This window comes from Polynucleobacter sp. UK-Kesae-W10 (assembly GCF_018881575.1).
Taxonomy (GTDB): domain Bacteria; phylum Pseudomonadota; class Gammaproteobacteria; order Burkholderiales; family Burkholderiaceae; genus Polynucleobacter.
The window spans coordinates 840,753-863,816 of sequence record NZ_JACVQB010000001.1; the positions used below are offsets into that span (position 1 = coordinate 840,753).

General features: G+C 46.6%; 28 protein-coding genes. 11 read left to right on the plus strand and 17 right to left on the minus strand.

Going from position 1 to position 23,064, the window contains the following annotated elements; all coding sequences use genetic code 11:
* Positions 1-5 precede the first annotated feature (5 nt).
* Positions 6-764 (minus strand): TerC family protein, encoded by a 759-nt coding sequence (locus tag ICN24_RS04415; RefSeq protein ID WP_216221612.1) that lies wholly within the window; start codon positions 762-764, stop codon positions 6-8.
* Positions 765-878: 114 nt separating this feature from the next.
* Between ICN24_RS04415 and ICN24_RS04420 the strand changes: the two genes are divergently transcribed.
* On the plus strand, positions 879-1,805 hold the full coding sequence (locus ICN24_RS04420; RefSeq protein ID WP_255532559.1) for a tripartite tricarboxylate transporter substrate binding protein: 927 nt from the start codon (positions 879-881) through the stop codon (positions 1,803-1,805).
* Positions 1,806-1,808: 3 nt separating this feature from the next.
* Here the strand turns inward: ICN24_RS04420 and ICN24_RS04425 are convergent, their stop codons facing one another.
* Complete coding sequence (locus ICN24_RS04425) at positions 1,809-2,198, minus strand: group II truncated hemoglobin (RefSeq protein ID WP_216221614.1); 390 nt, start codon at positions 2,196-2,198, stop codon at positions 1,809-1,811.
* Positions 2,199-2,301: 103 nt separating this feature from the next.
* On the opposite strand from ICN24_RS04425, the gene ICN24_RS04430 reads away from it, so the two are divergent.
* A complete protein-coding gene (locus tag ICN24_RS04430; RefSeq protein WP_216221615.1) occupies positions 2,302-2,829 on the plus strand; it encodes a phasin family protein in 528 nt (175 codons plus the stop codon).
* A gap of 48 nt (positions 2,830-2,877) precedes the next feature.
* On the opposite strand, the gene ICN24_RS04435 is transcribed toward ICN24_RS04430, so the two are convergent.
* Complete coding sequence (locus ICN24_RS04435) at positions 2,878-3,102, minus strand: TIGR02450 family Trp-rich protein (protein ID WP_370623100.1); 225 nt, start codon at positions 3,100-3,102, stop codon at positions 2,878-2,880.
* 10 nt (positions 3,103-3,112) lie between these two features.
* Positions 3,113-3,430, minus strand: a complete 318-nt coding sequence (locus ICN24_RS04440) for a hypothetical protein (RefSeq protein WP_216221616.1) — start codon at positions 3,428-3,430, stop codon at positions 3,113-3,115.
* Positions 3,431-3,558: 128 nt separating this feature from the next.
* Between ICN24_RS04440 and ICN24_RS04445 the strand changes: the two genes are divergently transcribed.
* Entirely contained in the window at positions 3,559-4,608 is a 1,050-nt protein-coding gene (locus ICN24_RS04445) for a fumarylacetoacetate hydrolase family protein (protein ID WP_216221618.1), read from the plus strand.
* 31 nt (positions 4,609-4,639) lie between these two features.
* On the opposite strand, the gene ICN24_RS04450 is transcribed toward ICN24_RS04445, so the two are convergent.
* Both ICN24_RS04450 and ICN24_RS04455 read right to left on the minus strand, forming a co-directional pair.
* Positions 4,640-6,229: a rhodanese homology domain-containing protein gene (locus ICN24_RS04450; RefSeq protein ID WP_216221620.1), complete on the minus strand. Its 1,590-nt coding sequence runs from the start codon at positions 6,227-6,229 to the stop codon at positions 4,640-4,642.
* A 51-nt stretch (positions 6,230-6,280) separates the two neighbouring features.
* Complete coding sequence (locus ICN24_RS04455) at positions 6,281-7,255, minus strand: tripartite tricarboxylate transporter substrate binding protein (RefSeq protein ID WP_216221622.1); 975 nt, start codon at positions 7,253-7,255, stop codon at positions 6,281-6,283.
* 159 nt (positions 7,256-7,414) lie between these two features.
* On the opposite strand from ICN24_RS04455, the gene ICN24_RS04460 reads away from it, so the two are divergent.
* Positions 7,415-7,603 (plus strand): hypothetical protein, encoded by a 189-nt coding sequence (locus ICN24_RS04460; RefSeq protein ID WP_028819023.1) that lies wholly within the window; start codon positions 7,415-7,417, stop codon positions 7,601-7,603.
* 60 nt (positions 7,604-7,663) lie between these two features.
* Here ICN24_RS04460 and ICN24_RS04465 read toward each other — a convergent pair whose 3' ends face one another.
* On the minus strand, positions 7,664-7,957 hold the full coding sequence (locus tag ICN24_RS04465; protein ID WP_216221623.1) for a DUF1330 domain-containing protein: 294 nt from the start codon (positions 7,955-7,957) through the stop codon (positions 7,664-7,666).
* Between the two features lie 85 nt (positions 7,958-8,042).
* Between ICN24_RS04465 and ICN24_RS04470 the strand changes: the two genes are divergently transcribed.
* Positions 8,043-8,312, plus strand: coding sequence for a cupin domain-containing protein (locus tag ICN24_RS04470; protein ID WP_216221625.1), 270 nt, complete (start codon positions 8,043-8,045; stop codon positions 8,310-8,312).
* 26 nt (positions 8,313-8,338) lie between these two features.
* A complete protein-coding gene (gene mmsB, locus ICN24_RS04475; RefSeq protein ID WP_216221627.1) occupies positions 8,339-9,217 on the plus strand; it encodes a 3-hydroxyisobutyrate dehydrogenase in 879 nt (292 codons plus the stop codon).
* 7 nt (positions 9,218-9,224) lie between these two features.
* Here the strand turns inward: mmsB and selD are convergent, their stop codons facing one another.
* The 7 genes from selD to ICN24_RS04510 form a co-directional block, all read right to left on the minus strand.
* Positions 9,225-10,286, minus strand: coding sequence for a selenide, water dikinase SelD (selD, locus tag ICN24_RS04480; protein ID WP_216221630.1), 1,062 nt, complete (start codon positions 10,284-10,286; stop codon positions 9,225-9,227).
* Between the two features lie 29 nt (positions 10,287-10,315).
* Positions 10,316-10,858, minus strand: a complete 543-nt coding sequence (locus ICN24_RS04485) for a TlpA disulfide reductase family protein (protein ID WP_216221631.1) — start codon at positions 10,856-10,858, stop codon at positions 10,316-10,318.
* Positions 10,859-10,896: 38 nt separating this feature from the next.
* The gene (locus ICN24_RS04490) at positions 10,897-12,006 is read right to left on the minus strand and encodes a transglutaminase family protein (RefSeq protein WP_216221633.1); all 1,110 of its coding nucleotides are present in this window, start codon (positions 12,004-12,006) and stop codon (positions 10,897-10,899) included.
* A 49-nt stretch (positions 12,007-12,055) separates the two neighbouring features.
* Complete coding sequence (locus tag ICN24_RS04495) at positions 12,056-13,342, minus strand: DEAD/DEAH box helicase (protein WP_216221635.1); 1,287 nt, start codon at positions 13,340-13,342, stop codon at positions 12,056-12,058.
* A gap of 134 nt (positions 13,343-13,476) precedes the next feature.
* On the minus strand, positions 13,477-14,055 hold the full coding sequence (locus tag ICN24_RS04500; protein WP_216221638.1) for a hypothetical protein: 579 nt from the start codon (positions 14,053-14,055) through the stop codon (positions 13,477-13,479).
* Positions 14,056-14,072: 17 nt separating this feature from the next.
* Positions 14,073-14,525 carry a YbgC/FadM family acyl-CoA thioesterase gene (locus tag ICN24_RS04505; protein WP_216221640.1) on the minus strand — a complete coding sequence of 151 codons (453 nt, stop codon included), beginning with the start codon at positions 14,523-14,525 and terminating at the stop codon, positions 14,073-14,075.
* 13 nt (positions 14,526-14,538) lie between these two features.
* Positions 14,539-14,970 carry a GNAT family N-acetyltransferase gene (locus tag ICN24_RS04510; RefSeq protein WP_216221642.1) on the minus strand — a complete coding sequence of 144 codons (432 nt, stop codon included), beginning with the start codon at positions 14,968-14,970 and terminating at the stop codon, positions 14,539-14,541.
* A 174-nt stretch (positions 14,971-15,144) separates the two neighbouring features.
* On the opposite strand from ICN24_RS04510, the gene ICN24_RS04515 reads away from it, so the two are divergent.
* A complete protein-coding gene (locus tag ICN24_RS04515; RefSeq protein ID WP_255532560.1) occupies positions 15,145-15,726 on the plus strand; it encodes a hypothetical protein in 582 nt (193 codons plus the stop codon).
* 83 nt (positions 15,727-15,809) lie between these two features.
* Here the strand turns inward: ICN24_RS04515 and ICN24_RS04520 are convergent, their stop codons facing one another.
* The gene (locus ICN24_RS04520) at positions 15,810-16,571 is read right to left on the minus strand and encodes a substrate-binding domain-containing protein (protein ID WP_255532561.1); all 762 of its coding nucleotides are present in this window, start codon (positions 16,569-16,571) and stop codon (positions 15,810-15,812) included.
* A gap of 149 nt (positions 16,572-16,720) precedes the next feature.
* Between ICN24_RS04520 and modA the strand changes: the two genes are divergently transcribed.
* Positions 16,721-17,476, plus strand: a complete 756-nt coding sequence (modA, locus tag ICN24_RS04525; RefSeq protein ID WP_216221646.1) for a molybdate ABC transporter substrate-binding protein — start codon at positions 16,721-16,723, stop codon at positions 17,474-17,476.
* Between the two features lie 7 nt (positions 17,477-17,483).
* On the opposite strand, the gene ICN24_RS04530 is transcribed toward modA, so the two are convergent.
* Together ICN24_RS04530 and ICN24_RS04535 are read right to left on the minus strand one after the other, a co-directional pair.
* Positions 17,484-18,107 (minus strand): FMN-binding negative transcriptional regulator, encoded by a 624-nt coding sequence (locus ICN24_RS04530; RefSeq protein ID WP_216221648.1) that lies wholly within the window; start codon positions 18,105-18,107, stop codon positions 17,484-17,486.
* A gap of 32 nt (positions 18,108-18,139) precedes the next feature.
* Positions 18,140-19,627 (minus strand): carbohydrate porin, encoded by a 1,488-nt coding sequence (locus tag ICN24_RS04535; RefSeq protein WP_255532562.1) that lies wholly within the window; start codon positions 19,625-19,627, stop codon positions 18,140-18,142.
* A 102-nt stretch (positions 19,628-19,729) separates the two neighbouring features.
* Between ICN24_RS04535 and ICN24_RS04540 the strand changes: the two genes are divergently transcribed.
* The 3 genes from ICN24_RS04540 (at position 19,730) to ICN24_RS04550 (ending at position 23,020) form a co-directional block, all read left to right on the plus strand.
* Complete coding sequence (locus ICN24_RS04540) at positions 19,730-19,975, plus strand: FeoA family protein (protein WP_216221650.1); 246 nt, start codon at positions 19,730-19,732, stop codon at positions 19,973-19,975.
* Positions 19,968-21,881: a ferrous iron transporter B gene (locus ICN24_RS04545; RefSeq protein ID WP_216221652.1), complete on the plus strand. Its 1,914-nt coding sequence runs from the start codon at positions 19,968-19,970 to the stop codon at positions 21,879-21,881. Before ICN24_RS04540 ends, ICN24_RS04545 begins: the two co-directional genes overlap by 8 nt.
* Before the next feature lie 95 nt (positions 21,882-21,976).
* Positions 21,977-23,020, plus strand: a complete 1,044-nt coding sequence (locus ICN24_RS04550) for a fumarylacetoacetate hydrolase family protein (protein ID WP_216221653.1) — start codon at positions 21,977-21,979, stop codon at positions 23,018-23,020.
* Positions 23,021-23,064: the final 44 nt, after the last annotated feature.

Consider the following 23,064-nt stretch of genomic DNA (forward strand, 5'->3'; position numbering starts at 1 on the left):
CTGCGCTACTGAGAAGTTTTCTTTTTTCTGGCGCGAATATTCAGTAGTTCTACGCTAAGCGAGAATGCCATTGCAACATAAACATAGCCCTTGGGGATATGAACGCCCATACCCTCGGCAATGAGCACTACACCAACGACGGTTAGAAATGAGAGTGCTAGCACTTTAATGGATGGATGGTGGTGCACAAAATCGCCGATGGGTTTGGCGGCAATCAGCATGATGAGAACTGAAGCCAGCACGGCCGCAATCATGATGCTGATTTGATCTACCATGCCCACCGCAGTGATTACGCTATCTAGCGAAAAGATGATATCCAGAAGTCCGATTTGCAGTACAGAGCCAACAAATAAAGACAGCATCGATTTTTGATGTGCTCGAGGATCGGTATTGTGATTTAGTTCCTCATCCTCGCCGACCTCCACTTCAACATAGATTTCCTTAGAGGCTTTCCAAATGAGGAAAAAGCCACCAAGCAACAAAATCAAATCTCTACCGCTAATGTCATAAGCGCTCACGGTAAAGAGCGGAGTGGTGAGGCCCATGACCCAAGAGAGGCTGAGCAGCAACATGATGCGCGTTACCAAAGCAAAAATCAGACCAAAGCGCCGTACCTTTTCCCGAATTTCTTCAGGAAGTCGATTTGCAATCACGCTAATAAAAATAATGTTGTCGATACCTAGAATAATTTCGAGGGCAGACAGTGTAAAAAAGGCGATCCATACATTAGGGTCGCTCAAGAATGTCAGTACGCTATCAATCATGATCTATTTCATTTATTTGGCTTTGGGGTAAAGTGTATCCAAGTAGATAAACTAACACCTTATATGTTTAAGTCCATACAAATTATCAGGACATTTGTTCTCAGCATTGCGCTAATGCTGCCCATGGCTTTGGCTTGGAGCGCATATCCTGATAAGCCTATCAAAATTGTCATTGGATTTCCCGCCGGCGGCCCTTTGGATGCGCATATTCGCTTATTAAGCGATAAGTTGCAATCGGCTCTAGGGCAGCCCGTAATTGTTGATTACAAGCCTGGAGCTGGGGGTGCTGTGGGGGCTCAGTTTGTGATGCAATCGCTGGGAGATGGCTATACCTTGCTATTGGCTAATACGGGAACAATGGTCATTAATCCTGCCATCTATACGAAATCACCTTATGACACCCTCAAAGATTTCCAGCCGGTTGCTAGAACTGCTCAACAACCTTTGGCATTAATCATTAATAAAGAGGTTCCCGTTGATACACTAAAAGAATTTGTAGCTTATGCCAAAGCCAATCCTGGAAAGTTGAATTACGGCTCTGCAGGCAATGGCGGTATATCCCATTTAGTTCCTGAAATGCTGAAGAGTGAGACCGGGATTTTTATGGTCCACATCCCCTTCAAGGGAAGTGCCCCAGCCTTTACCGATTTGATCGCTGGTCATGTGCAATTCATGGCTGAGTCTGTGCCTCAGGCTGCAAACTACGCCAAGCAGGGCAAAGTGAAGGCTTTGGCCGTCACTAGTAGCAAGCGGAATCCCGCACTCCCCAATACACCGACAGTAATTGAAACCGGCGTTGCCAATCTAGATGTCGTTGGCTTTTACGGAATTCTTGCTCCTAAAGGAACCCCACCTGAGGTGGTTGGAAAAATAAGCCAGGCATTTAAAGAGACCCTAGATTCTCCTGAGATACAAAAAAGGATGATTGAGCAGGGCGCAGATCCTGCCTATTTAAATGCGGATCAATTTACCAAGTATTTAGCGGCTGAAATGCCGCGCTGGGCTAAAGCAGTGAAACAAGCTGGCGCAAAGTTAGATTAACTTTTAATTCGCCTGGTTTCTCATCCAATCAGCGGTATTGAAGAAGGACTCTTCTAATTGTTTGGCAACATTGCCTTCGATGCCGCATTCCTCAAGCGCTCGGTACATGCATGCCAGCCACTGATTGCGTTCATTTAGACCAATCTTAAAGGGGAGGTGGCGGGCACGGAGCATCGGGTGACCATATTTTGGAGAATAAATATCGGGTCCCCCCATCCAGCCGGTCAGAAAGAATTTGAGCTTTTCACGAGACGTTGCCATATCTTGAGGGTGCATGGCCCGCAACTCCTTAAATTGAGGCTCTAGATCCATCAAATCGTAGAAACGATCCACCAATTCATCGATTTTATCGATGCCCCCAATGGTCTCGTAGATGCTCTTTCTTTCAGTCATATTGTCATTTTAATGCTTTAAATTAGGGGAATTGGCAGTCTGCCAATTTCGGTATAGAGTTGATGGATGGTTTCTTAATCCCTTTATTAATAGGAGCGTAAAAATGGATGCAAAAGATTTGCAAAAGTGGCAACGAGAAAAGGCCAAAGAATTGTTTGATTACTCCCATACCCTTTTAGAGGCCGCCAAAAAATTAAGTGATCACCATTTGGAAGAAGTTGAATGGGGAATGAAAAATGCCTTGGATAGCGCGAAGTCTGCTGCCAAAAATGATTTAGAGAAGCTAAAGAGTCTCCAGGCTGAGGCTGCAAAGGAGGCGACTAAGCGGGCAGCTGCTTATCAAAAGAAGGTTAAGGCTGTTTTAAAAGATCTGAGCGAAGGTGCTGCTGATGAAACTGAGAAGCACCTCGAGAAAGTGCGTAGCTCTTTGGTTACTTGGTTAGAGGATGCCGAAAGCAAGGTGCCGGCTCATGCGGACAAGCTCTCAAAGGTGGTAAATGAGATGTCTGAAACAGGTCAAAAGATGTTTAGAGAAGGGCGTCGTATTGTGAATCAAGTAGCTGAGACAGCTGAAAAAAATATTGATGATTTGGTGAAGAAGTCTTCAGGGGGAAAGAAGAAGGAAGATTAATTTCTGAAACTTCCCTATTAAAAGCCGCCTGCAGTACTGGGCGGTTTTTTATTTCCAGCCTTGCAGCCAGCGCTGACTATCCTTGAGGTCGCGCCAAGCGATCTGGGTAATCTTTTTGCTATACACCGCTTCCATTTCAACAAACTCAATCACTTCATTTGGGGGTTCGGGAAGAATCACCTTGCTCACCAAGAAATGCTTTTGCTTGGCGATGGGTTCTACCGCCGTCCATTTGCTCAGAAGTAATTTTTTGGGGCTGATTCTGTTCATCATTACTGGATTGTTAGAGGGCGGAGCATTGATACTCTTGACCGGCATTTACTAATAATCCTGAGGCTGGAGTAAAGACGGTGTTGGATTGTTCTGTCAATGCTGGGCATTTAATGTCAAAGTAACTCTGGGTTCCCAGGCTGCCACAGTAATTAAGCTTGGCATCCGCAAACTCCATTCGTGCCTTTCGGAGGACCATCGGAATTTTGGCCTCAGCAGCTGAGCTACAGTTCCAGCTGGTATAGACCTCTCGCTCGCAGGCAAGCAGGCCCAGCGAAAGGCATAGGCAAGCCATCAAGCGGATAAAAGAGGGGGTTTTAGTAAGACTCATCCTCTCAAGCATAACGAAGATCCCAAAATCCTGCCCCTGGTCGCCAATTGGATTAATATTTACTCAGATTGTGAAATCAACAACAAAAAGACCCGCAAAGGGTGAAACCTATCATCTAAGGAGACGCTGTGGATACAAATCGTAGAGATGCACTGAAGCTGGGTGCATCAGCCGCCCTAAGTGGCATGATTATTTCAAATGCTATTGCTGCCCCAGAAGGTCAGCCACCTATTGTGGTTGAGCCATTAACTGGTAAAGCAGGTTTTCGGATTGCAAATTATTTACCCAAAATGGGTGCCACCTCAAGATTGGGTTTGGTGACCAATGATGGCTTGGTAGTCGACATTCCTGCTGAAGCAGCTCGTCAAAAAGTACAGCTTTCTTTTGATCCTACTTCCATGATTTCTTTGGCTGGATCTGGCAACAAAGGTTTAGTGGAATTGGCTGCCTTGTTTAAAGGCCGCGGGTCTAACTTGCAAAATGTGAATCAAGTTATTTTGTTGTCACCTATTCCTAAGCCGCAAGCCAATATTTACTGCGTGGGCTGGAATTATCTAGATCACTTTGAAGAGGGCTTGAAGCATCGTGCCGATACGGCGGTCAAAGAGTATCCCAAGGTGCCAGTCTTTTTCTCCAAGGGCACTCAGACAATGAATGGCCCCTTCGATAACATTCCGTACGATGCTGGCATCTCTACCATGATTGATTGGGAAGCAGAGCTAGCAGTTGTGATCGGGAAAAAAGGCAAAAACATTTCCGAAGAAAATGCTATGGATTATGTCTTTGGATACTCAGCCTATAACGACACCACTGCACGTGATATCCAGCAAAAACGCCACTCTGGCCAATGGTTTAAAGGAAAGAGTTTGGATGGTCATGGCCCTATGGGTCCATGGGTAGTTACGGCAGGCGGTGTGAATCTCGATGACACTCGCGTGATCTGTCGTGTCAATGGTGTTGAAAAGCAGAATGCAAGCTATAAGCAAATGTATTTCAAAATCCCAACGATTATTGCTGAGCTATCTCGTGGGCTGACTTTATTGCCAGGTGACATCATTGCTACTGGCACGCCGTCTGGCGTAGGGGCTGGTAGAACGCCTCAAGAGTTTATGAAGCCAGGCGATATTATGGAAACCAATATCACCGGGATTGGCATCCTACGTAACAAGATCACCTAAATATTTAGATGTAACCAACAGGCGCAAGGACTCAAAGAACCCAGAAGTGATGGGTTCCGTCCTTGCCCAATTGCTCTACCAAACCAAACTCCCAATCTAAGTAGGCCTGCATCGCTGCAGGGTCCACGCTGGTGCCTTCATAAGGACGCTTATAGCGATCGAGCGGAGGGGAGGCAAGATGGCTGGGGCCTTTCTCAAGTTTGAGCCCGGCAGCGACCCAAGCGGCATTGCCGCCTTCCAAAACCACTACCTCTGCTTTTGTCAAAGCCTGAAATTCCGAGGCGACAAAGTAACTCAACTCTGCTGGGGTGCTGGTCAGAACATAGCGGTCAACTTGGGGCAGTTTTTGAATCGCATCAACCAGTTGAGAGCGCAGGGCATACCAGCTTCCAGGAATATGACCTTTAACGTAATTGGCATGCGTACTGAAATCCACTGCTATCGTATTGCTATCCGTCTTGAGCCATTGAGAGACGGTGCTAGCATCCGCTGTTCCGATGACGGGCAGATTAGGTAATGGCGCCTTCCATGGACCTGTTTCGCTCAAGTCTGATGCTTGAACTCCATCGAGTACATAGACATCCCATGCCATTTGTGCCAACCAAGAAGCAGGCATATTTGAGCGTACGCCACCACCACTAGGATCAACCAAGACAATGCGTGCACCACGCACAGGTGCCACCATTTCGGTTTCTTGAACCAGTTGCCCGCCTGGCACAGAGCGAAAGCCTGGTAAATGACCTGCCTCATATTCTTCTGGTGTGCGGGTATCAAAAAAGTAGGTAGTGCGCTCAGCTTGGCTTTGCCATTTACCGACATCACTCAGGGAGGCACGCTTGACACCTGCGCGATCAGCCACATTGCGAGCGCGGTTTGCAGCCTCAGTGGTAGTGCTTTCACTCACGTCTTTAAATTTGCGACTTTGACCTTTGTCGAGTTCTTGTCCTGCCAGAGTCCAGCCAATCGTGCCGTTGCGAAGCGCGTTGACTTCATTGGGTATGCCTGCATTAATGAGGGATTGGGTGCCGATAATGCTGCGTGTTCTGCCGGCACAATTGACAATAATTTTGGTTTTAGGATTGGGCGCGAGTTCTGGTAAACGCAAAACTAATTCTGCTCCTGGTACGCTAATGCCAGTGGGAATACTCATGGTGTTGTATTCATCAAATCGCCGCACATCAACCACCACCACATCTTCCTGATCATCCAAGAGTTTTTTGACATCTTGTGCGGAGAGTGAAGGGGTATGACGTTTTGATTCGACCAGTTCGCCAAAGGATTTGCTTGGGACGTTGACGTCTTTAAATAACTCGCCACCCGCAGCCTTCCATCCCTGTACGCCACCATCAAAAACAGAGACATCGCTAAATCCCAGCACACTCAGGCGCTGCGCAGCGTGCTCTGCATAGCCTTCGCCATCATCGAGTGTGACGATCGGGATATTTTTCTTGGGTAACTTGCCGTAAGCATCGATTTCAATCCGGGAGAGCGGTAGATTGGCGGCAAATAGGGGGTGCTCGCGCGCATGGGGATCTTCTTCACGAACGTCTAAAAAAGCAATCTCTTCTTTGTTGAGGAGTTTATTGCGAACAAAGGAATAATCTTTTTTTGGGATGCTCATGCTGTCTCTTTAATCTTTATTTTTAAAATGATGCCATGTGCCAATATTGTATTAGTCTAGTTTGGCACCGGATTTTTTAACCACTTCACTCCAGCGTCCCACTTCTTGATTGATGTAGTTGGCTAATTCAGGGCGCGTCATTTTAGGAACAGTGGCTCCCATAGAGGCCCAACGCTCTTTGATATCAGGGGAGGCAAGGGCGATTTGCACTTCAGCGCTCATTCTATCGACGATCTCCTTGGGCGTGCCCTTGATAGCCCATAACGCATACCAGCTCGATACTATGAAATTGCTAATACCTAATTCTTGGGCGGTAGGTACATTTGGAAAGGCCTCGCTACGTTTATTACTGGCGACTGCAACCGCAATTAATTGGCCGCTTTTGATGAAAGGTGCTGCACCAGCTAAGGTATCAAACATCATATCAACTTGCCCTGCCACTACATCTTGCAGTGCAGGACCTGTACCTCGGTACGGAATGTGAGTAATAAATAATTTGTTTTGCATCTTAAATAATTCACCGGTCAAGTGTTGAGAGGTACCATTACCAGTAGATGCATAGTTATATTTGCCAGGATGTTTGCGAATTTCTTCAATAATCGATTTCAGATCATTCTTGGGGAATTTATTAGGGTTCACAACAATGACATGGGGAACGCTACCAATAATCGCGATAGGCTCGAAGTCTTTTGTAATGTCATAGGAAAGATTGGGGTACATACTTGGCGCGATGGAGTGATGAACAGCGCCAAGCATCCACGTGTATCCATCCGGTGCCATTTTTGCTGCGATGGCTGCGCCTAAGGTGCCACCAGCGCCACCTCGGTTATCCACCACAATCGAGTCGTTTAGTTGAACTGCGAGCTGTTTGGCAAGAGGGCGTCCAAAGGCATCTACTGCACCGCCAGGGGGGAAGGGGTTAATAAAGGTGATGGGCTTGTTGGCGGCAGGCCAGGAGGGTGTTTGCGCAAGTGCAAATGCAGAAATGAGGCTGGCAGCTACTAAAAGAAGGATTTTTCGAATCATTTTTAGGATCTGTTCATATTTTTTGTAATTTAATCATTTTGGCTGATGCGCTGCTTCTAAGAGTTATCCCTGATAAAAAACCCCATTTTTTACAGTTTTTATAGGAATATACTGATTTCGTCGTTGGTATGAATATTTACTTGATTAATGGGAGACAAGATGTCACAACACGATACATTGTTAGCTGCTTTCGAAACATATAAAGCTGAAAACGAAAAGTTTATTGAAAAAGGAATTAAGGCATCTGCAGCACGTGCTCGTAAAGCCTTGCAAGAAATCGCTGGCGCATGCAAAGAGCGTCGTAAAGAAATTACTGCTGCAAAAGAAGCAATGGAAGCTAAGAAGTAATTCTTGCCCCATATGATCAAAAAGCCTAGCCTTACCGCTAGGCTTTTTTCTTTGTTGATTCTAGGTTGCCACTGCAAACAAAGTCAGACGCATAGCCTGATTGCGAATATTCAATAGCGCTTGATATTCAGGGCTATGAGCCCAGGCATTCGCATCCTCCTGACTTGGAAAAGAGAGTTCCACATAGGCGCTAAAGGGTTCGCATGCAAGCTCATTCCAAAACAAGGTATTGATGCTGCCACGGCTGGTAATTTCACCTCGGTAGCCTTCAACCGTTTTCCCAACTTGCGCGCGATATTGCTCAAAAGCCGCCTGGTCGGTCAGATCAATTAATCCAATTACTTTGACTGTCATATCTCTCCGATCTCTTCGCAATATTTTTCAGGCTTCACAATCGAGGTCACCTGAAAAGAGTGTATATCCGCGCTATAGTGATGTCATGAATAAAGAGCAGTTTCTACAAATCTTGCGTCAGTCGGAATATCCAGAGCCTGTAGAGGTGCAGCAAGTGCCCAATGGCCATTTGGATGAGCATACCCATCCATTCTCAGTTCAGGCCTTAGTGATTGATGGTTTTATCGAAATCACCATAGATCGCAAGACAACAAAATACGCTTCAGGCGACGTCTTTGCATTAGCGCTTAATCAAGTACACGCAGAAGCGTATGGACCCCAGGGGGTGCGATATCTTGCATCCCGCAAGCAGTAAATATTCAATAGGGAATGAGGAGCAATATGAAAATTGGATTTGTTGGCTTAGGAAATATGGGTTTACCAATGGCTCTCAATTTATTGAAGGCTGGTCATGAAGTGAGGGGTTTTGATCTAGTACAAAGCCAGTTAGATACTTTTGCGGCGGCGGGTGGGGTCATTGCCTCGAATGCTAATGCATGCGCCCAAGATGCAGATGTCTTTATTAGCATGTTGCCCGCCTCACGCCATGTAGAAGGCTTGTACTTGGGCGAGCAAGGTGTTCTTGCCAGCGCTCATCCCAAGACGCTACTGATTGATTGCTCGACGATTTCACCACAGGTGGCCCAAGCGGTGTCCCAGGCGGCGCAGGCAAAAGGATTTGCTATGGCTGATGCCCCAGTATCTGGGGGAACGGCAGGGGCTCAAGCGGGAACCTTAACGTTCATGGTGGGTGCTCAACCCTCAGTGCTTGACTATATTCGCCCCATCCTGGAAAAGATGGGTAAGAATATTTTTCATGCCGGCGGAAATGGTGCCGGCCAAACAGCCAAGGTATGCAACAACATGCTTTTGGGTATCCAAATGTTGGGCACCTGCGAAGCATTGCGTTTAGGAATTGCTAATGGTTTAGATCCCAAAGTACTCTCTGACATTATGTCGAAGAGTTCAGGTCGTAACTGGGTACTGGAGCTCTACAACCCATGTCCTGGGGTGATGGAGAATGTCCCCGCATCACGAGATTATGCGGGTGGTTTTGGCGTTGATCTGATGCTAAAAGATATGGGTTTAGCAACAGAAAACGCCAAAGACTTAGAGGCAAGTGTGCCACTTGGTGAGTTAGCGCAACAGTTGTATGAAGCGCATAGCAAAGCAGGTTATGGGCAGCTTGATTTCTCAAGCGTATTCAATCTTAAGAAATAAAAAACGCTCAAGAAACGACTAAGGGCTTGCCTTGGCGTTTTCCCATTTGCCCAATCACTCTGGCGCCTATGAAGTGATGTTGATTGAAGATATCGAGCACTTCTTTGACGCTCTCGGGGCTGCAAGAGACAAGCAAGCCACCGCTAGTTTGAGGGTCAGTTAGTAGGGCGCGCTGGGCTGCCGTGAAATTCTCGGGAATAGTGACATCATCACCATAGCTGAGCCAGTTACGCTCAGAGGCGCCAGTGATGATGCCATCTTCCGCCAGAGTTTGCACATTCGAGAGCAAGGGGACCTGGCTCCAATCAATGTGCGCTGTGCAATTAGATCCTCGAGCAAGTTCGAGTGTATGGCCTGCTAAACCAAAGCCTGTTACATCCGTTAAGGCATGCACACCAGCAAGCTTAGCTAAGTCTGGGCCAGCAGCATTAAGCTTGGTTGTGTTGGAAATCATTTCGCGATAGCCGTCAGGGCCTAGTAGATCTTTTTTGAGGGCTGCTGACAAGATGCCTACACCCAATGGTTTTCCAAGAATCAAGACGTCACCGGCTTGAGCGCTAGCATTGCTTTTAACCCGCTTCGGATCAACGATTCCAATGGCAACTAGACCATAAATAGGTTCAACAGAATCAATTGTATGGCCGCCCGCAATCGGAATGCCCGCGCTGCGACAGGCTTCAGCGCCACCCTCCAGAATACGTGCAATGGTTTTATTCGAGAGTACTTTAATTGGCATGCCAACTAAAGCGAGGGCGAACAATGGCGTACCACCCATGGCGTAGATATCACTAATTGCATTGGTTGCCGCAATTTTTCCGAAATCAAATGGGTCATCCACAATCGGCATAAAAAAGTCAGTTGTGGCAACGATGGCCTGGGACTCATTGATTTGATAAACCGCAGCATCATCTGAGGTCTCAATACCAATCAGTAGTTCTTTCGGGAAAGGAAGCTGCGGCACATTTTTCAGGATCTCTGATAGAACGCCCGGCGCAATCTTACAGCCACATCCGCCACCGTGAGAGAGGGAGGTCAAGCGTGGTTCAGTGGTATTTAAGGGGGTATTCATATTCACAGAGTATCAGATTCATGGAGCGCTTATTGGCGCAGGATGGATTCAATCTTCCCTTTGACTTCATCGCTATCCACATTTTCAATTGCGCCAATCCAGATGCCTTCAATCTTGCCCGTTTTGCCAATCAGGAAAGTCGTTGGAATTCCTCGTGCCTTCCAGGACTTATAGATGGTGCTATTGCGGTCCAGTAGAATTTCCATGGCATTTTCTGGCAGACCATTCCCTTTGAGGAATTGGATGATTCGGGGCTTCATCTCTGCAAGGTTTACTGCCAAAACGATCAAACCTTTTGAGCGATAGTTCTCTTGCAATTGAATCAATTCTTCAAATTCTTCTCGGCAAGGTTCGCACCAACTAGCCCAAAAGTTCACCACTAGTACTTTGCCTTTGTAACTAGCAATATCAATGGATTTTCCAGCCAGATTATTGAGTTGTAATGGCGGAGCTTGTGTCAGCCCCACTTGAGAAGCGGGGCGCCATTGAGCATGAGCAGTACTGGCAAAGCAGGCGAGCAAAGAAAAAGCCAGCACAAGAATCACATCTAAGGCTGGCTTTTTGAAGATCATTAAATTTGCTCTAGCAGTTTTTAGAAAAACAACTCTGCTTAACCAATCCGACGACTAGTAATTTTGTATTTGAAGTTATCCGGATCTAATGAATCAAAGCGGCCTTCTGTATTTTCTGCTTGTGGGTACATCAAGAAGGGAATGTCACCTTTATTACCAAGCTTAGAACCGGGCAGGGCGATATCATGATCATAGTTATAGGCCATCCAATTCATTTCCCAGTTTCCAAAGAGGTAATCGCGAATAGCTAACACCTTAGGATCATTTACTGCCAGGCCGCCAGTTTCTTCAAGAATGACTTTGCGAACGTCTGCAGGATCTACTGGGAACCAGCCATAGCCAGCAGCATAGAACTCAGCGCGGCAATGCTGTGCTTTGGTGATATCGCCCGATTTGCCTAGGCTCTTATAACCACGAGCAGAATCGGCAATACGGATGCCGTAGACATCTCGTGCAGGTATGCCAGCTGAACGTGCCAGCGCTACAAATACTGCATTGATATCCGCGCACTTACCGCCTAGGTTATTTGTCTCTAACATGAGCTTCACATCGCCCTGACCGCAGCCACGCGTTTTGGGATCGCGGTGAGTGTTATCAACAACCCAGTTGTAAATTGCTTTCGCTTTTTCAATATCGCTTGCATTAGCAGGAACATTGGCTAGCGCTTCTTGTGATTTTGTTTTAACAATGCCATCTGTTGGCAGATATTTAGTGCTACGAGTCCAAAAGCGTTGCTCTTCTTTGGATAGCTTGAGTGCGGGATTAGCACTTGCAGGTTCGAGGTTACGATTGCAAGTGCTTACCAAGATCGAAACTTTGACTGAGTGGTTGGTTGCAGCTTTATCCCATTTTGTCCAAAGCATGCGCGCTTGTTTATTGGGGGTTTCGTAAACCTGAGTAATTGCTTTTGGGTCGCTCGCTTCAGGTCTGATGGCTAAAGTGCGAAAGTAATTGGTATCGAGCACCAAAGGCAGCGGAATCCAAGTTTCTGCAGTTCCATTAGGGGTGTCTAAGTTGACTTCTGTCACGATTTCGTAGGTAGTCCAGTTGGGTGCAGACTGGGCCAAAGCAGCAGTAATCGGACTCAGCGTAGGAAATGCAAGTGCACCTGCAATGGTTTTAATGACGGAGCGGCGGGATGTTGTCATGGTTGTGCTTTCAGAGATAAAAGAATTGGGGAATATTTTAATCAAGCGCTTAGCGATTAAAGCTTCTTTTAGGCGGAGTGCCGCGCTTGGCAGGGGTCTTTTTCGCTGGGGTTCCGCTAGATCCACCGCTGCTAGGGCGCGGCTTGCGGGATTGCTGGTGCTGCTGGCTGCGCAGTTGTATGGGTTGGGCAACCGCATTGGGATCGGGCTCAAATCCTGCAATCACTTCTTGTGGCAGCTTTTGTTTGATAAGCTTTTCGATATCTCGTAGCATTTGGTGTTCGTCTACACAAACTAAAGAGACGGCAACACCATTGGAACCCGCGCGTCCAGTACGGCCAATGCGATGAACGTAGTCTTCGGAAACATTAGGTAGATCGTAGTTAACGACATGGGGTAACTGATCGATATCAATTCCGCGGGCTGCAATATCAGTAGCTACCAAGGCGGTTAATTTTCCTGCCTTGAAATCGGCCAAGGCTTTTGTACGGGCAGTTTGGCTCTTATTGCCATGAATTGCCATACTACTAATGCCATCTTTTTCGAGTTGCGTCACCAATTTATTGGCGCCATGTTTGGTGCGAGTGAATACCAGCACCTGCTTCCAATCATTGCTCTTAATGAGGTGCGCTAATAAAGGATGTTTTTGATTGCGATCTACTGGGTGAATCAACTGTGCGATAGCTTCATTGGTGCTGTTGCTACGAGCTACCTCAATGAGTTCTGGAGAATTGAGTAGACCATCTGCCAGCGCCTTAATCTCAGTCGAGAAGGTTGCGGAGAATAGAAGGTTCTGGCGTTGCTTGGGTAAAGCAGCCAAGATTTTTTTGATATCACGCAAGAAACCCATATCCAACATGCGGTCTGCTTCATCTAAAACCAGAATCTCAATATCGTTTAGAGAAACACATTTTTGCGACATCAAGTCGAGCAGACGTCCTGGTGTTGCCACCAAGATATCCAGGCCGGCAGCAATTGCTTTAATTTGAGGGTTGGCGCCAACGCCACCAAAGATCACAGCAGACTTTAGTCCGGTGTACTTTCCATAGGTGACTACAGACTCTTGAACCTGAGCAGCTAATTCTCGCGTGGGTGTCAAAATCAAGACGCGTAATAGGCGTTTGGTATTAATGGCTTTGCTGGTGCTAAGGCGCTGTAATATCGGCAGTGTGAAGCCGGCAGTTTTGCCTGTGCCTGTTTGGGCTGCGGCTAATAAGTCTCCGCCTTTGAGAACAGCTGGAATCGATTTCGCTTGAATCGGGGTGGGGCTTGTATAGCCTTCTTCGGAAATTGCACGCAGGATGGACGGGGATAAACCAAGATCAGTAAATAACATAGGGGCCAAAAAAGTATTGACCCGTATTCAATTAAACGACTATCCCGGTCAATGGGGTGAGCTGCCACGATAAAACGTTTGCAGTAAGAGGCTCTATTTTAAGTCATCCACCGAAAACAGCCTATTTCGCGAGATTAGGCGGCATTCCACAGGTTAGGCACAAGCGAATTGGCATAGCCAGAAACAAAAGACTTTTCTGCGCCTGTGACTGGGTCAAATACCGAGCGCTGAATTCTGCCGATATTGCCGCCATACACATGAATGCTAATGGAGGTTTGATCGCTCAGCGCATTTTCAACAACGTGGATGTCATGGGTGGCCGGGGATACGGTTTCTACCTGGCCTGGCAAGCAAATACTTTCTGTGCCAACAGTAAATCCGCCCTCGGGCTTGGGGTAGAAGGGAGTACTTCTCTCTTGACCCCGCAATTGTCCAACCATGCCCCAAACCGTGTGATTATGTACGGGAGTTTTTTGACCAGGACCCCAAACAAAGCTCACGATTGAGAAGCGATCCAATGGGTCTGCATAGAGAAGATATTGTTGGTAGTACTGAGGGTGCGGCTGAGTAAATTCAGTCGGCAACCAATCATCAACCGCAATGAGATTTTTTAGGAGTTGCTTGCCTTTGGTAAAGACAATTGCTTCGCTTGGATTTTGTTCTAGCAATAAGCTTAGCCCTTTAACAAAAGTGAGTAGTTTCCCGTCAGACATGATGCACTCCAATCAGCTTATTGAGACTTTTCAGTAGCAAATAACCACTCAGGCCAGGCTTTAGGCTTCAGGGTGGTGGTGTCAACGCAGACAATATGCAAGACAGCGCTAGCAATCACCTGGAGCTCTTCGCTATCTGGCAGTTTTCTTTGGGCGGTTTGTTTTACGCTAACCTGCGTGCGTCCGCGGTGTTCAATGATTTGATCGATATACAGTACATCATCGAGTCGTCCAGGCTTGTAGAAATTCATCGTGAGTTCACGTACTGGCATCACGATATTAAATTCGTTCAAGAGCTTTGTAGGGCTAAGGCCAATCGCGGCTAGCCACTCTGCGCGACTGCGTTCAAAAATTTCGAGGTAGCGACCATGGTAGACAAAGCCAGCCGCATCGGTATCGGAATAACAAACGCGATGAATGTAAGGAAAATTGCAGTGTGCAAGTGGTGTGGGAGTGGTATTGGTAGACATGATCGATTTAGGCTTACTTCGGTGATATGAGCATCATATTACGATGAGGTATTCCGGCTTCATCATAAACAAGTCCTTGAGCTACAAAACCGTGCTTTTCATAAAAAGGAATCGCGGTGAGTTGTGCATGCAGCACCAGGGTGAATATGCCCTGAGATTTGGCCAGGGAGATCAGCCTAGCCAATATTTTCCCACCTACACCTTGATGGCGAAATGGGCTTAAGACCGCCATTCTGCCAATTTGAGCTTGATGGCGATCGATTATCAGGAGTCTTGCTGTGCCGATGCACTGCTGATCTAGATAGGCCAGGGCATGAATAGCCTTGGGATCAAACTCATCTATCTCAAGCGCTTCGGGCACGCCTTGCCCTTCAATAAATACTGCTTTTCGGACTGAAAAGGCGTCAATCTGCGCTGTTTGCCAGGCTTTCATCAAAATATTCATGATTATTGGACTTCCATGGTGCTTATTTGATTAATTTACCAAATCTAATAATTACTAATGATGCCTTGGGGAAGACCCCAAAATCTACTCAAAAGCGTCGTCTTCCATGGTTACAATGAAATGGTGGCGTCGCTTTTGCGCCCATCTCAATCTTTCACTCAATTAGGAGTTATCTTGAAGAAATCTTTTCTTGCTGGTTTATTCGCAGTTGTTGGCATTACCTGTGCAGCCTCTGCTTTTGCGCAGTTACCTGCAAAAATGTTGCCTTTGGCGGCTGACGTTGTTGTGCTCAGCGCAACAGTAGATTCTGTTGATGCTAAAAAACGTATCGTTGTGCTGAAAGATGCAAACGGCAATCTGATGCAAATGAACGTAGCTAAATCCGTAAATGATTTAGATAAAGTGAAAAAGGGCGATGTATTCTTGGTTGAGCATGCTCAAGCGGTAGCGATTGGTTTAACTGCTGCTGGTAAAGACGCTAAGCCAGGTGTTTCTGGTGTTCGCTCTGTGGTCATTGCAGGCAAAGGTTCTGCTAAGCCATTTGAAGAAACTACTGACACTATTTACGCAACTGTAAAAATCAGCACGATCGATCAAAAAACCCGTATCGTGACCTTCACATTGCCAAGCGGTGAAAAGCAAAAAGTGAAAGTTGATCAAAGCGTTCTCGGTCTTGAGAAATTCAAAGCTGGTGATGACGTGATGGTTGAGTTTGTGGACGACACTGCGATTGGCTTTGCAACGCCTAAGAAGTAATCAGCCTTCCTCAGCAAGAGTGCTGAGAAGCAAACAAAAAGCCCGCAATTGCGGGCTTTTTGTTTATAAAGTCTTAAGGGTAGTTACTTTTTTGCATTCGGAAAGAAGAGCTGTTCACCGCCAATTTGATAGCTGGCAATGACCTCTTGACCGTTTTTAGAAATGAGCCAGTCAATAAATGCTTGTCCCTCAACTTTTTTCACATTCGGAAATTTTGCGGGGTTTACTAGCATTACGCCATATTGATTAAATAATTTTGGGTCACCTTGCACGAGGATGGCTAAGTCACCGCGGTTCTTAAAGCTGAGCCAAGTGCCTCGATCAGCGAGGATATAGCCATTCATTGCTGAAGCAGTATTCAGGGCAGGACCCATGCCAGAACCCGTTTCTTTGTACCAAGTTTGGCTTGGCGGCACTGCAATCCCGGCGCCTTTCCAGTAGCGCAGCTCAGCTGCGTGAGTGCCACTTTTATCGCCGCGAGAAATGAATGGCGCTTGGGAAGCAGCAATTTTCTGTAATGCCACCTGAATATCTTTGCCGCCACCAATCTTGGCGGGATCTGATTTAGGTCCAATCAATACAAAATCGTTGTACATCACCTCATTGCGTTTAGTGGAGTAGCCCTCTTGCACAAACAGCTCTTCCGCTGGTTTGTCATGCACGAATACGACATCAGCATCTCCACGGCGGCCGATATCCAAGGCTTGACCCGTACCCACAGCAACGACTTTGACATCAATACCGGATTTCATCTTAAAGATTGGCAGAATATATCCAAATAAACCAGATTGCTCGGTAGAGGTGGTAGAGGAGACCAAAATACTTTTTTCTTGGGCGGCTACCATTTCGCTATGTATAGTTGAGGCGAAAAGAATGCTTAATAAAATCCTTGAGAATTGCTTTTTCATCATCTTGATCAATTGTATTGATTAAGTGGATATCATCGCATACATTAACATCGCATGAACATGCAACTCATTACAGGTATCCATTCATGAGGCTCTTACGACTATTTTATGTAGTGCTGCTGATGCTATTGGCACATAACGTAATGGCGCAGACTACGATGGTTGCGGTAGCGGCCAATATGAAAGATGCTTTTGGAGAAATCGCCACTGCATTTAAATCTACTGGCAAGCCAGACATGAGGGTGGTATACGGCTCCTCAGGTAACTTCACGGCACAGATTCTCAATGGCGCCCCATTTAATCTTTTGATTGCCGCAGACGAACATTTCCCTCTTCAGTTGTATAAGAATGGCAAAACGATAGATGAGGGTACGGTATATGCGATAGGTAAGTTGGCATTGATTGCTAAGACGACTTCCGGAATTCATTTGCTTGAAAGTCAGACTGAAATTGCCAAGGTAATTGTGAAGGCCAATAAGGTAGCCATTGCTAAACCAGAGTTAGCCCCTTACGGTAGGGCTGCGGTTGAGTATCTCAAAGCAGAGGGTCTATGGGATTTGGCAAAAGATAAGCTTGTCTATGGTGACAACATCGGGGTGGCGACAACTTATGTCATGACTGGTGCAGCAGATATGGGTTTTACGGCTTTGTCTTTGGCTAAGTCTAGTGATGTAGCTAAAGAGACTAGCTATGTCTTGGTTAACCCAAAAAGTTATGAGCCCATCAAACAAAGAATGGTCTTATTAAAAGGTGCGCCACCAGAAGCGGTGGATCTATATCGCTTTATGCAGAGTCCGCAGGCTAAATCCATCCTACAGAAGTACGGCTACGCTACGCCTTAATGCTGGCTTACTTGCATTGCATCAACTGGCGCATTGCTTGTAGCATTTCTTGCGGTGATTTTTCTAGGGCATCGACTACTGCCGCATAGTCTTCTGGTGGGCGGTTCTGACTCAACTTAAATTTACCAAGCATGCTCTGGATATCGATCTCAATGCCCACGATGGCTTTGAGCATCATCTGCACATATTCTTCTGGAGCATCATCAAGCTTCCAATCGGATTGGTAAGTAGGCTCATGAATATTGGTCATTTGCGCTACGTGATTTCTTAACCATTGCGCATCATCAATCAGCTTGATGCTTCCTTGGGCATGCACCACTGCATAGTTCCAAGTAGGTACTACTTTGCCAGTTTCTTTTTTGGAGGGGTACCACGCAGGTGTCACGTAGGCATTGGGGCCATGGAAGATGGCAATGACTTGGTTGTTGGTGCTAGCTGCAATTTTCCTCAGCGGATTCACTCTTGCAATATGACCATAGAGTTTGGTCTTATCGGTACTCAACATGAGGGGCAGATGATTGACCTCGAGACTACCCTCTAGGTTGGCGGTAATGGTGGCTAGAGGGTACTCGCTAATCAGTTGCGCCAGTAGCGCCTGGTCATCTACTGCAAAGTGTTTAGGAAGGTACATTCTCGTGCTCTAGTGAAGGATACCCTCCTATCTTACATCTCTATGTGGGCGCGTAAACCATAAAAATTTACCGGTCCGCGGTCTGCGTTATAGGCCGGATTTGCGATCCGTTGATAGTCTGCAGAAAGAGATATGCCTTTGTATATATTCCAGCTATAGAAGGTTTCAAAGATTTGCTCTTTTTTGTAATTGAGTCTGCCATCTCCAATAAACATGGTCACGCCACCTTGCTGAAGGTAGGTAATCTGCTGTGAGGATATTCCGTTTAGTGCTGCGCCGATGCCAACCGTGTCTTGAGGCCTCCCCCAACTACTGCCTTTGATAGAAAGACCGCCCGATAAAGAATTGCTGATATCGGTAAACGCTTGCGTCTCAGTTTGTCCGTTATTCCAGCTCCATCTAGCGAAGGCTCCTATATCCTCTGTAATTGCTTGTTCACCATTTAGGGCGTAACCCCATTTGGTTTGATAGCCATAGCGAGTGCTGAGGATGTCGGGGGTTGTGCCAGTTTGCTCACCAAAGTTAATAGCATTGGTATAGGTCGATAAAATCCCCCGGTTTTGAAACACCAGGAGACGAGCTTTACCGGGTTGCCCATTGATTGTGTGAATATGCGTGAGCTCTGCGGTATTGCCATATTGCTGGGACAAGTTGTAATCCAGCGCTAAAGCATTGGGCGTCTTGGGCATAGCTAAGCGAGCCAGACGCAACACCCAGGATTCATCGTGATAGTACTCACCGACAAAACCATAGGTATAGCCACGAGAGTTGGCAGCATAGTCATAGGCACCACTGGCCATTAATGACCAGTTCAAAAATTGGGTGCGTGGGTCATGACTATAGGTATTGGCATCAAAAAAATCTAGCGCTGAGAAGGTTCCATAGGTTACGACCAGTCGTCGTTTGTCGACATTGCCTGCTAGCTGATTGGCTACTCCCTCAATATGCTCTTGACCGCCGCCAAAGCCAATGGTTTGGCGCAAGAACATTCTGGCCATGTAATAGATCGGAGGAATTGCTGTGCCTTTTTGCAGCTCGCCATTACTAAAGCCACCCAAGCCGCTTAAACCAGAAAATGGTGTCCCTTCAAACATTTCTGGATTGAGGTAGGCTTCGGCACCTTCCCATAGTCTGGCGCCTAAAAATGCAGTGGCTGAGAAGGTGTAGCTTTTCGAAATGTCTCCATCGGATTTATTTAAAAGACTTTTGTCTCCGTAATAGGGCGAGTTGAAGTTATTTTTAAATTGATTGATGTAAGTGGCTTGACCATGAACGCTCCATTGTTCTGTCTCATCCATTAATGGAAATGGGCTGTTCACAAGAGGGGAGCTGCTTACTGGCGATTCCGCCAGGATGATGGGGGTATCGCTTACGGGGGATTCTGCCAGTGCAGAGGAAAAAGCCCATAAGCTAAACAAGGTCAATAGCAGGACTTTCGGTGGGCATAAATTAGCAGATATACCAAATCCTCTAGAAGTCTTGCGATAGGTCAAAACCGGTTTTTTGATACGTGAGACCATGTTTTTAGGTATAAAAGGCTACTTTGTAAATGAGAACTATTCTCAATTATAGGGTATATAATGAGAATCGTTCCTATTAATTGATAAAAGTGACAATCCTCCATGTATTTGGACCAGGTTGAATTAGATGCCGCATATCGCGTTTGCGCTGTAAACGCACCCAAGGGTGCCCCACAAATTAAGGGGCAACTGGAAGATATTGGCTTTCTTCCGGGTGAGCAGGTCACACTATTGCGTAAGGGCTTGCTAAAGAGGGGTCCCTATTTGGTGCGCGTGGGCGCCTCCACATTTGCATTACGTCAATCCGAGGCGCGCATGATCGCGGTGGAATTAGTGGCGCATGTCTGAATCTACTGTTCATTTTTTTTCGAGCGAGCCACTTGTTGCGCTTTTGGGAAATCCCAATTGCGGCAAAACAGCCCTGTTTAATTTATTAACCGGCAGTCGACAAAAGGTTGCTAATTATTCTGGCGTTACAGTAGAGCGTAAAGAGGGGCGTCTAACACTAGCATCTGGCAAAAATATTCGCGTACTCGATTTGCCTGGCGCATACAGTCTTTATCCACGTTCTCTTGATGAGCGCGTTACGTGCAATGTATTGTTGGGTAGGGCGCAAGGTGAGAAGCGACCCGATTTAGTGCTGTGTGTATTAAGCGCCATGAACCTACGACGCAATCTTCGCCTGGTCTTGGCGGCAAAGCGCTTGGGTTTGCCCTGCGTTGTTGTGTTGAACATGCTCGATATCGCCAAGCGCCAGGGTCTTGAGATTGATACAGCAGCACTCTCGCGTGAATTGGGTCTGCCAGTGCTAACTAGTGTAGGTATTCAGGCTAATGGCGCTGATGGAATCAAGTCTTTTCTTTCTGAGTTAGATTGGCGCAATCTCAGTGCCTTACGCACCGGTACAGGTGATGCGACTTTAGAAAACGTGGCATCCCATATTGCGCATACTGAATCCGATAACGTACAAGTACAGCGTATTTTGCAAAACCTGGGGCTTGATCAAATTATTCCGGACCACTTGAGTGATCGTTTGGACGCAGTATTGCTGCACCCGGTATTTGGCCCCATCATTTTGGTTGCGCTTCTGTTTTGTATTTTTCAAGCGGTTTTTAGTTGGGCTACCTTACCGATGGAGCTCATTAAAACAAGTGTTGAATATCTTGGTGCGCAGATTGCCGAAGTTCTGCCCAATAACTGGCTACGCAGTTTATTGATCAACGGTATTTTGGCTGGACTAGGCGGGGTAGTAATTTTCTTGCCGCAGATTCTCATCCTGTTTTTCTTCATCTTATTGCTTGAGGAGTCAGGTTATCTGCCTCGGGCAGCTTATTTGCTCGATAGGGTCATGGGCTCAGTCGGCCTGTCGGGGCGTTCATTCATTCCTCTGCTATCGAGTTTTGCCTGTGCAATTCCCGGAATCATGGCGACTCGTAGTATCTCCAATGCGCGTGATCGCCTGGTAACGATTTTGATTGCGCCAATGATGACGTGTTCAGCGCGCTTGCCGGTTTATGCTTTGCTAATCTCTGCTTTCATTCCCGAACAAAAGTTATGGGCCAATGTGGATTTGCAGGGACTCGTTTTATTCCTGCTGTATCTAGCAGGTATCTTAGGCGCGATGGCGGTGGCGTGGATACTCAAACGGTTCACGAGCGAGCAGTTCAGAATGAATGCGCTCATGATGGAGTTGCCAAGCTATCATCTGCCTCGCCTTGGAAATCTTGCGATTAGCTTATGGCAACGCGCTGAAATTTTCTTGCGTCGTGTTGGTGGCGTGATCTTGGTAATGACAATTGCTCTCTGGGCGCTATCCAGTTTTCCACTTCCACCAGCTGGAGCTACGGAGCCAGCAATTCAATATAGTTTTGCAGGCATGATTGGTCAGGCATTGGCGCATGTTTTCTCCCCAATTGGCTTTAATTGGCAAATTAGTATTGCTTTAGTTCCTGGCATGGCGGCGCGCGAGGTAGTGGTGAGTTCGCTGGCCACGGTCTATGCTTTATCTAGCTCAAGTGCTGATGCTGCTGACGCCTTAATTCCCTTGATCTCGACGAGCTGGTCATTGGCGACAGCACTTTCTCTGTTGGCGTGGTTTGTTTTTGCGCCTCAGTGTTTATCTACCATCGCAGCTGTCAAGCGTGAAACCGGGGGGTGGAAGATCCCAGTAATCATGCTGAGCTATTTATTTGCTTTGGCCTATATAGCCTCGTTCTTGGTCTACCACCTAGCGCTTTATTTTGGCCTAGGCTGATTCACATTCTCCAATTTTTATGTTGCGGCACGGCATAAAAAAGGTGCAGTAATATCTTTTTGTAGTCTAAAAAACAAATACAAAAGGAGATGTGAATGAGTTCTCGTCGTCAGTTTATGAAAACCGCTTCCGCAGCAGGCGCTGGCTTGGTAGCTGCTTCCACTATGGGCGTTATGCAAGAAGCTTCCGCTCACCAAACATCAGTATGGGGTGGCGAACCCTACACAGGACCCCGTGAAATGGTGCGAAATTGCAAAATCCTTTCCATCATGAATGCCGACGGCACTGAAACTTTAGGGGTTGTGACCTCTAAAGGGGTGATTGATGTTCGAGCAGTGGCCAAGAAGATGAAGATTGCTGCGCCGACTACCCTGGATCAGTTGCTGCAAGAGGGTAATGCAACGGGTTTTAATAAAGTGGTTGCTAGCGCTGATCAATCGGGCGTGCCTTATTTAAAAGAGTCTGATATTACGTTTGGACGCTTATTTAAAAACCCCGGAAAGATTGTTTGTGTAGGTCTGAACTATCGCGCTCACGCTGATGAGGTTGGTATGGCACACCCACGCGTTCCGCCTTTATTTAATAAGTACAACAATAGTCTGGCAGCGCACAACTGCTTGCTGCAGATTCCGCCTCCATCCGTTTCTTATAAGTTAGATTACGAGACTGAGTTGCTGATTGTGGTTGGTAAGCAAATGCGTAATGTTCCAGAATCTGCTGCTCTAGACTATGTCGCGGGCTATTGCACTTCGAATGATTTCTCCTCCCGTGATTTACAGCTCGAGCTGCCAAGTGGACAGTGGATGATCGGTAAAACCTTAGATCAATACGCCCCTATTGGCCCTTATTTCGTAACTGCTGATTTGGTTGGTAATCCCAATAATTTGCAAGTGAAGACCTGGGTTAACGGTGAGCTGCGTCAGAACTCGAATACAGCAGACTTTATTCATAACACCCAAAAGATGTTGTCCTATATCAGCACCTATTGGACATTAGAGCCTGGTGATATTGTCTTTACAGGGACACCACAGGGTGTGATTGCTGGTATGCCAAAAGACAAACAGGTATGGCTTAAGAAGGGTGACAAAGTAGTGAGTTATGTCGAGAAATTGGGCGAGCTGAAGTTTACCTTGGCCTAACAATAACTATCTTGGAAAAAGTAGCGATACAAAAAAGCCACCCT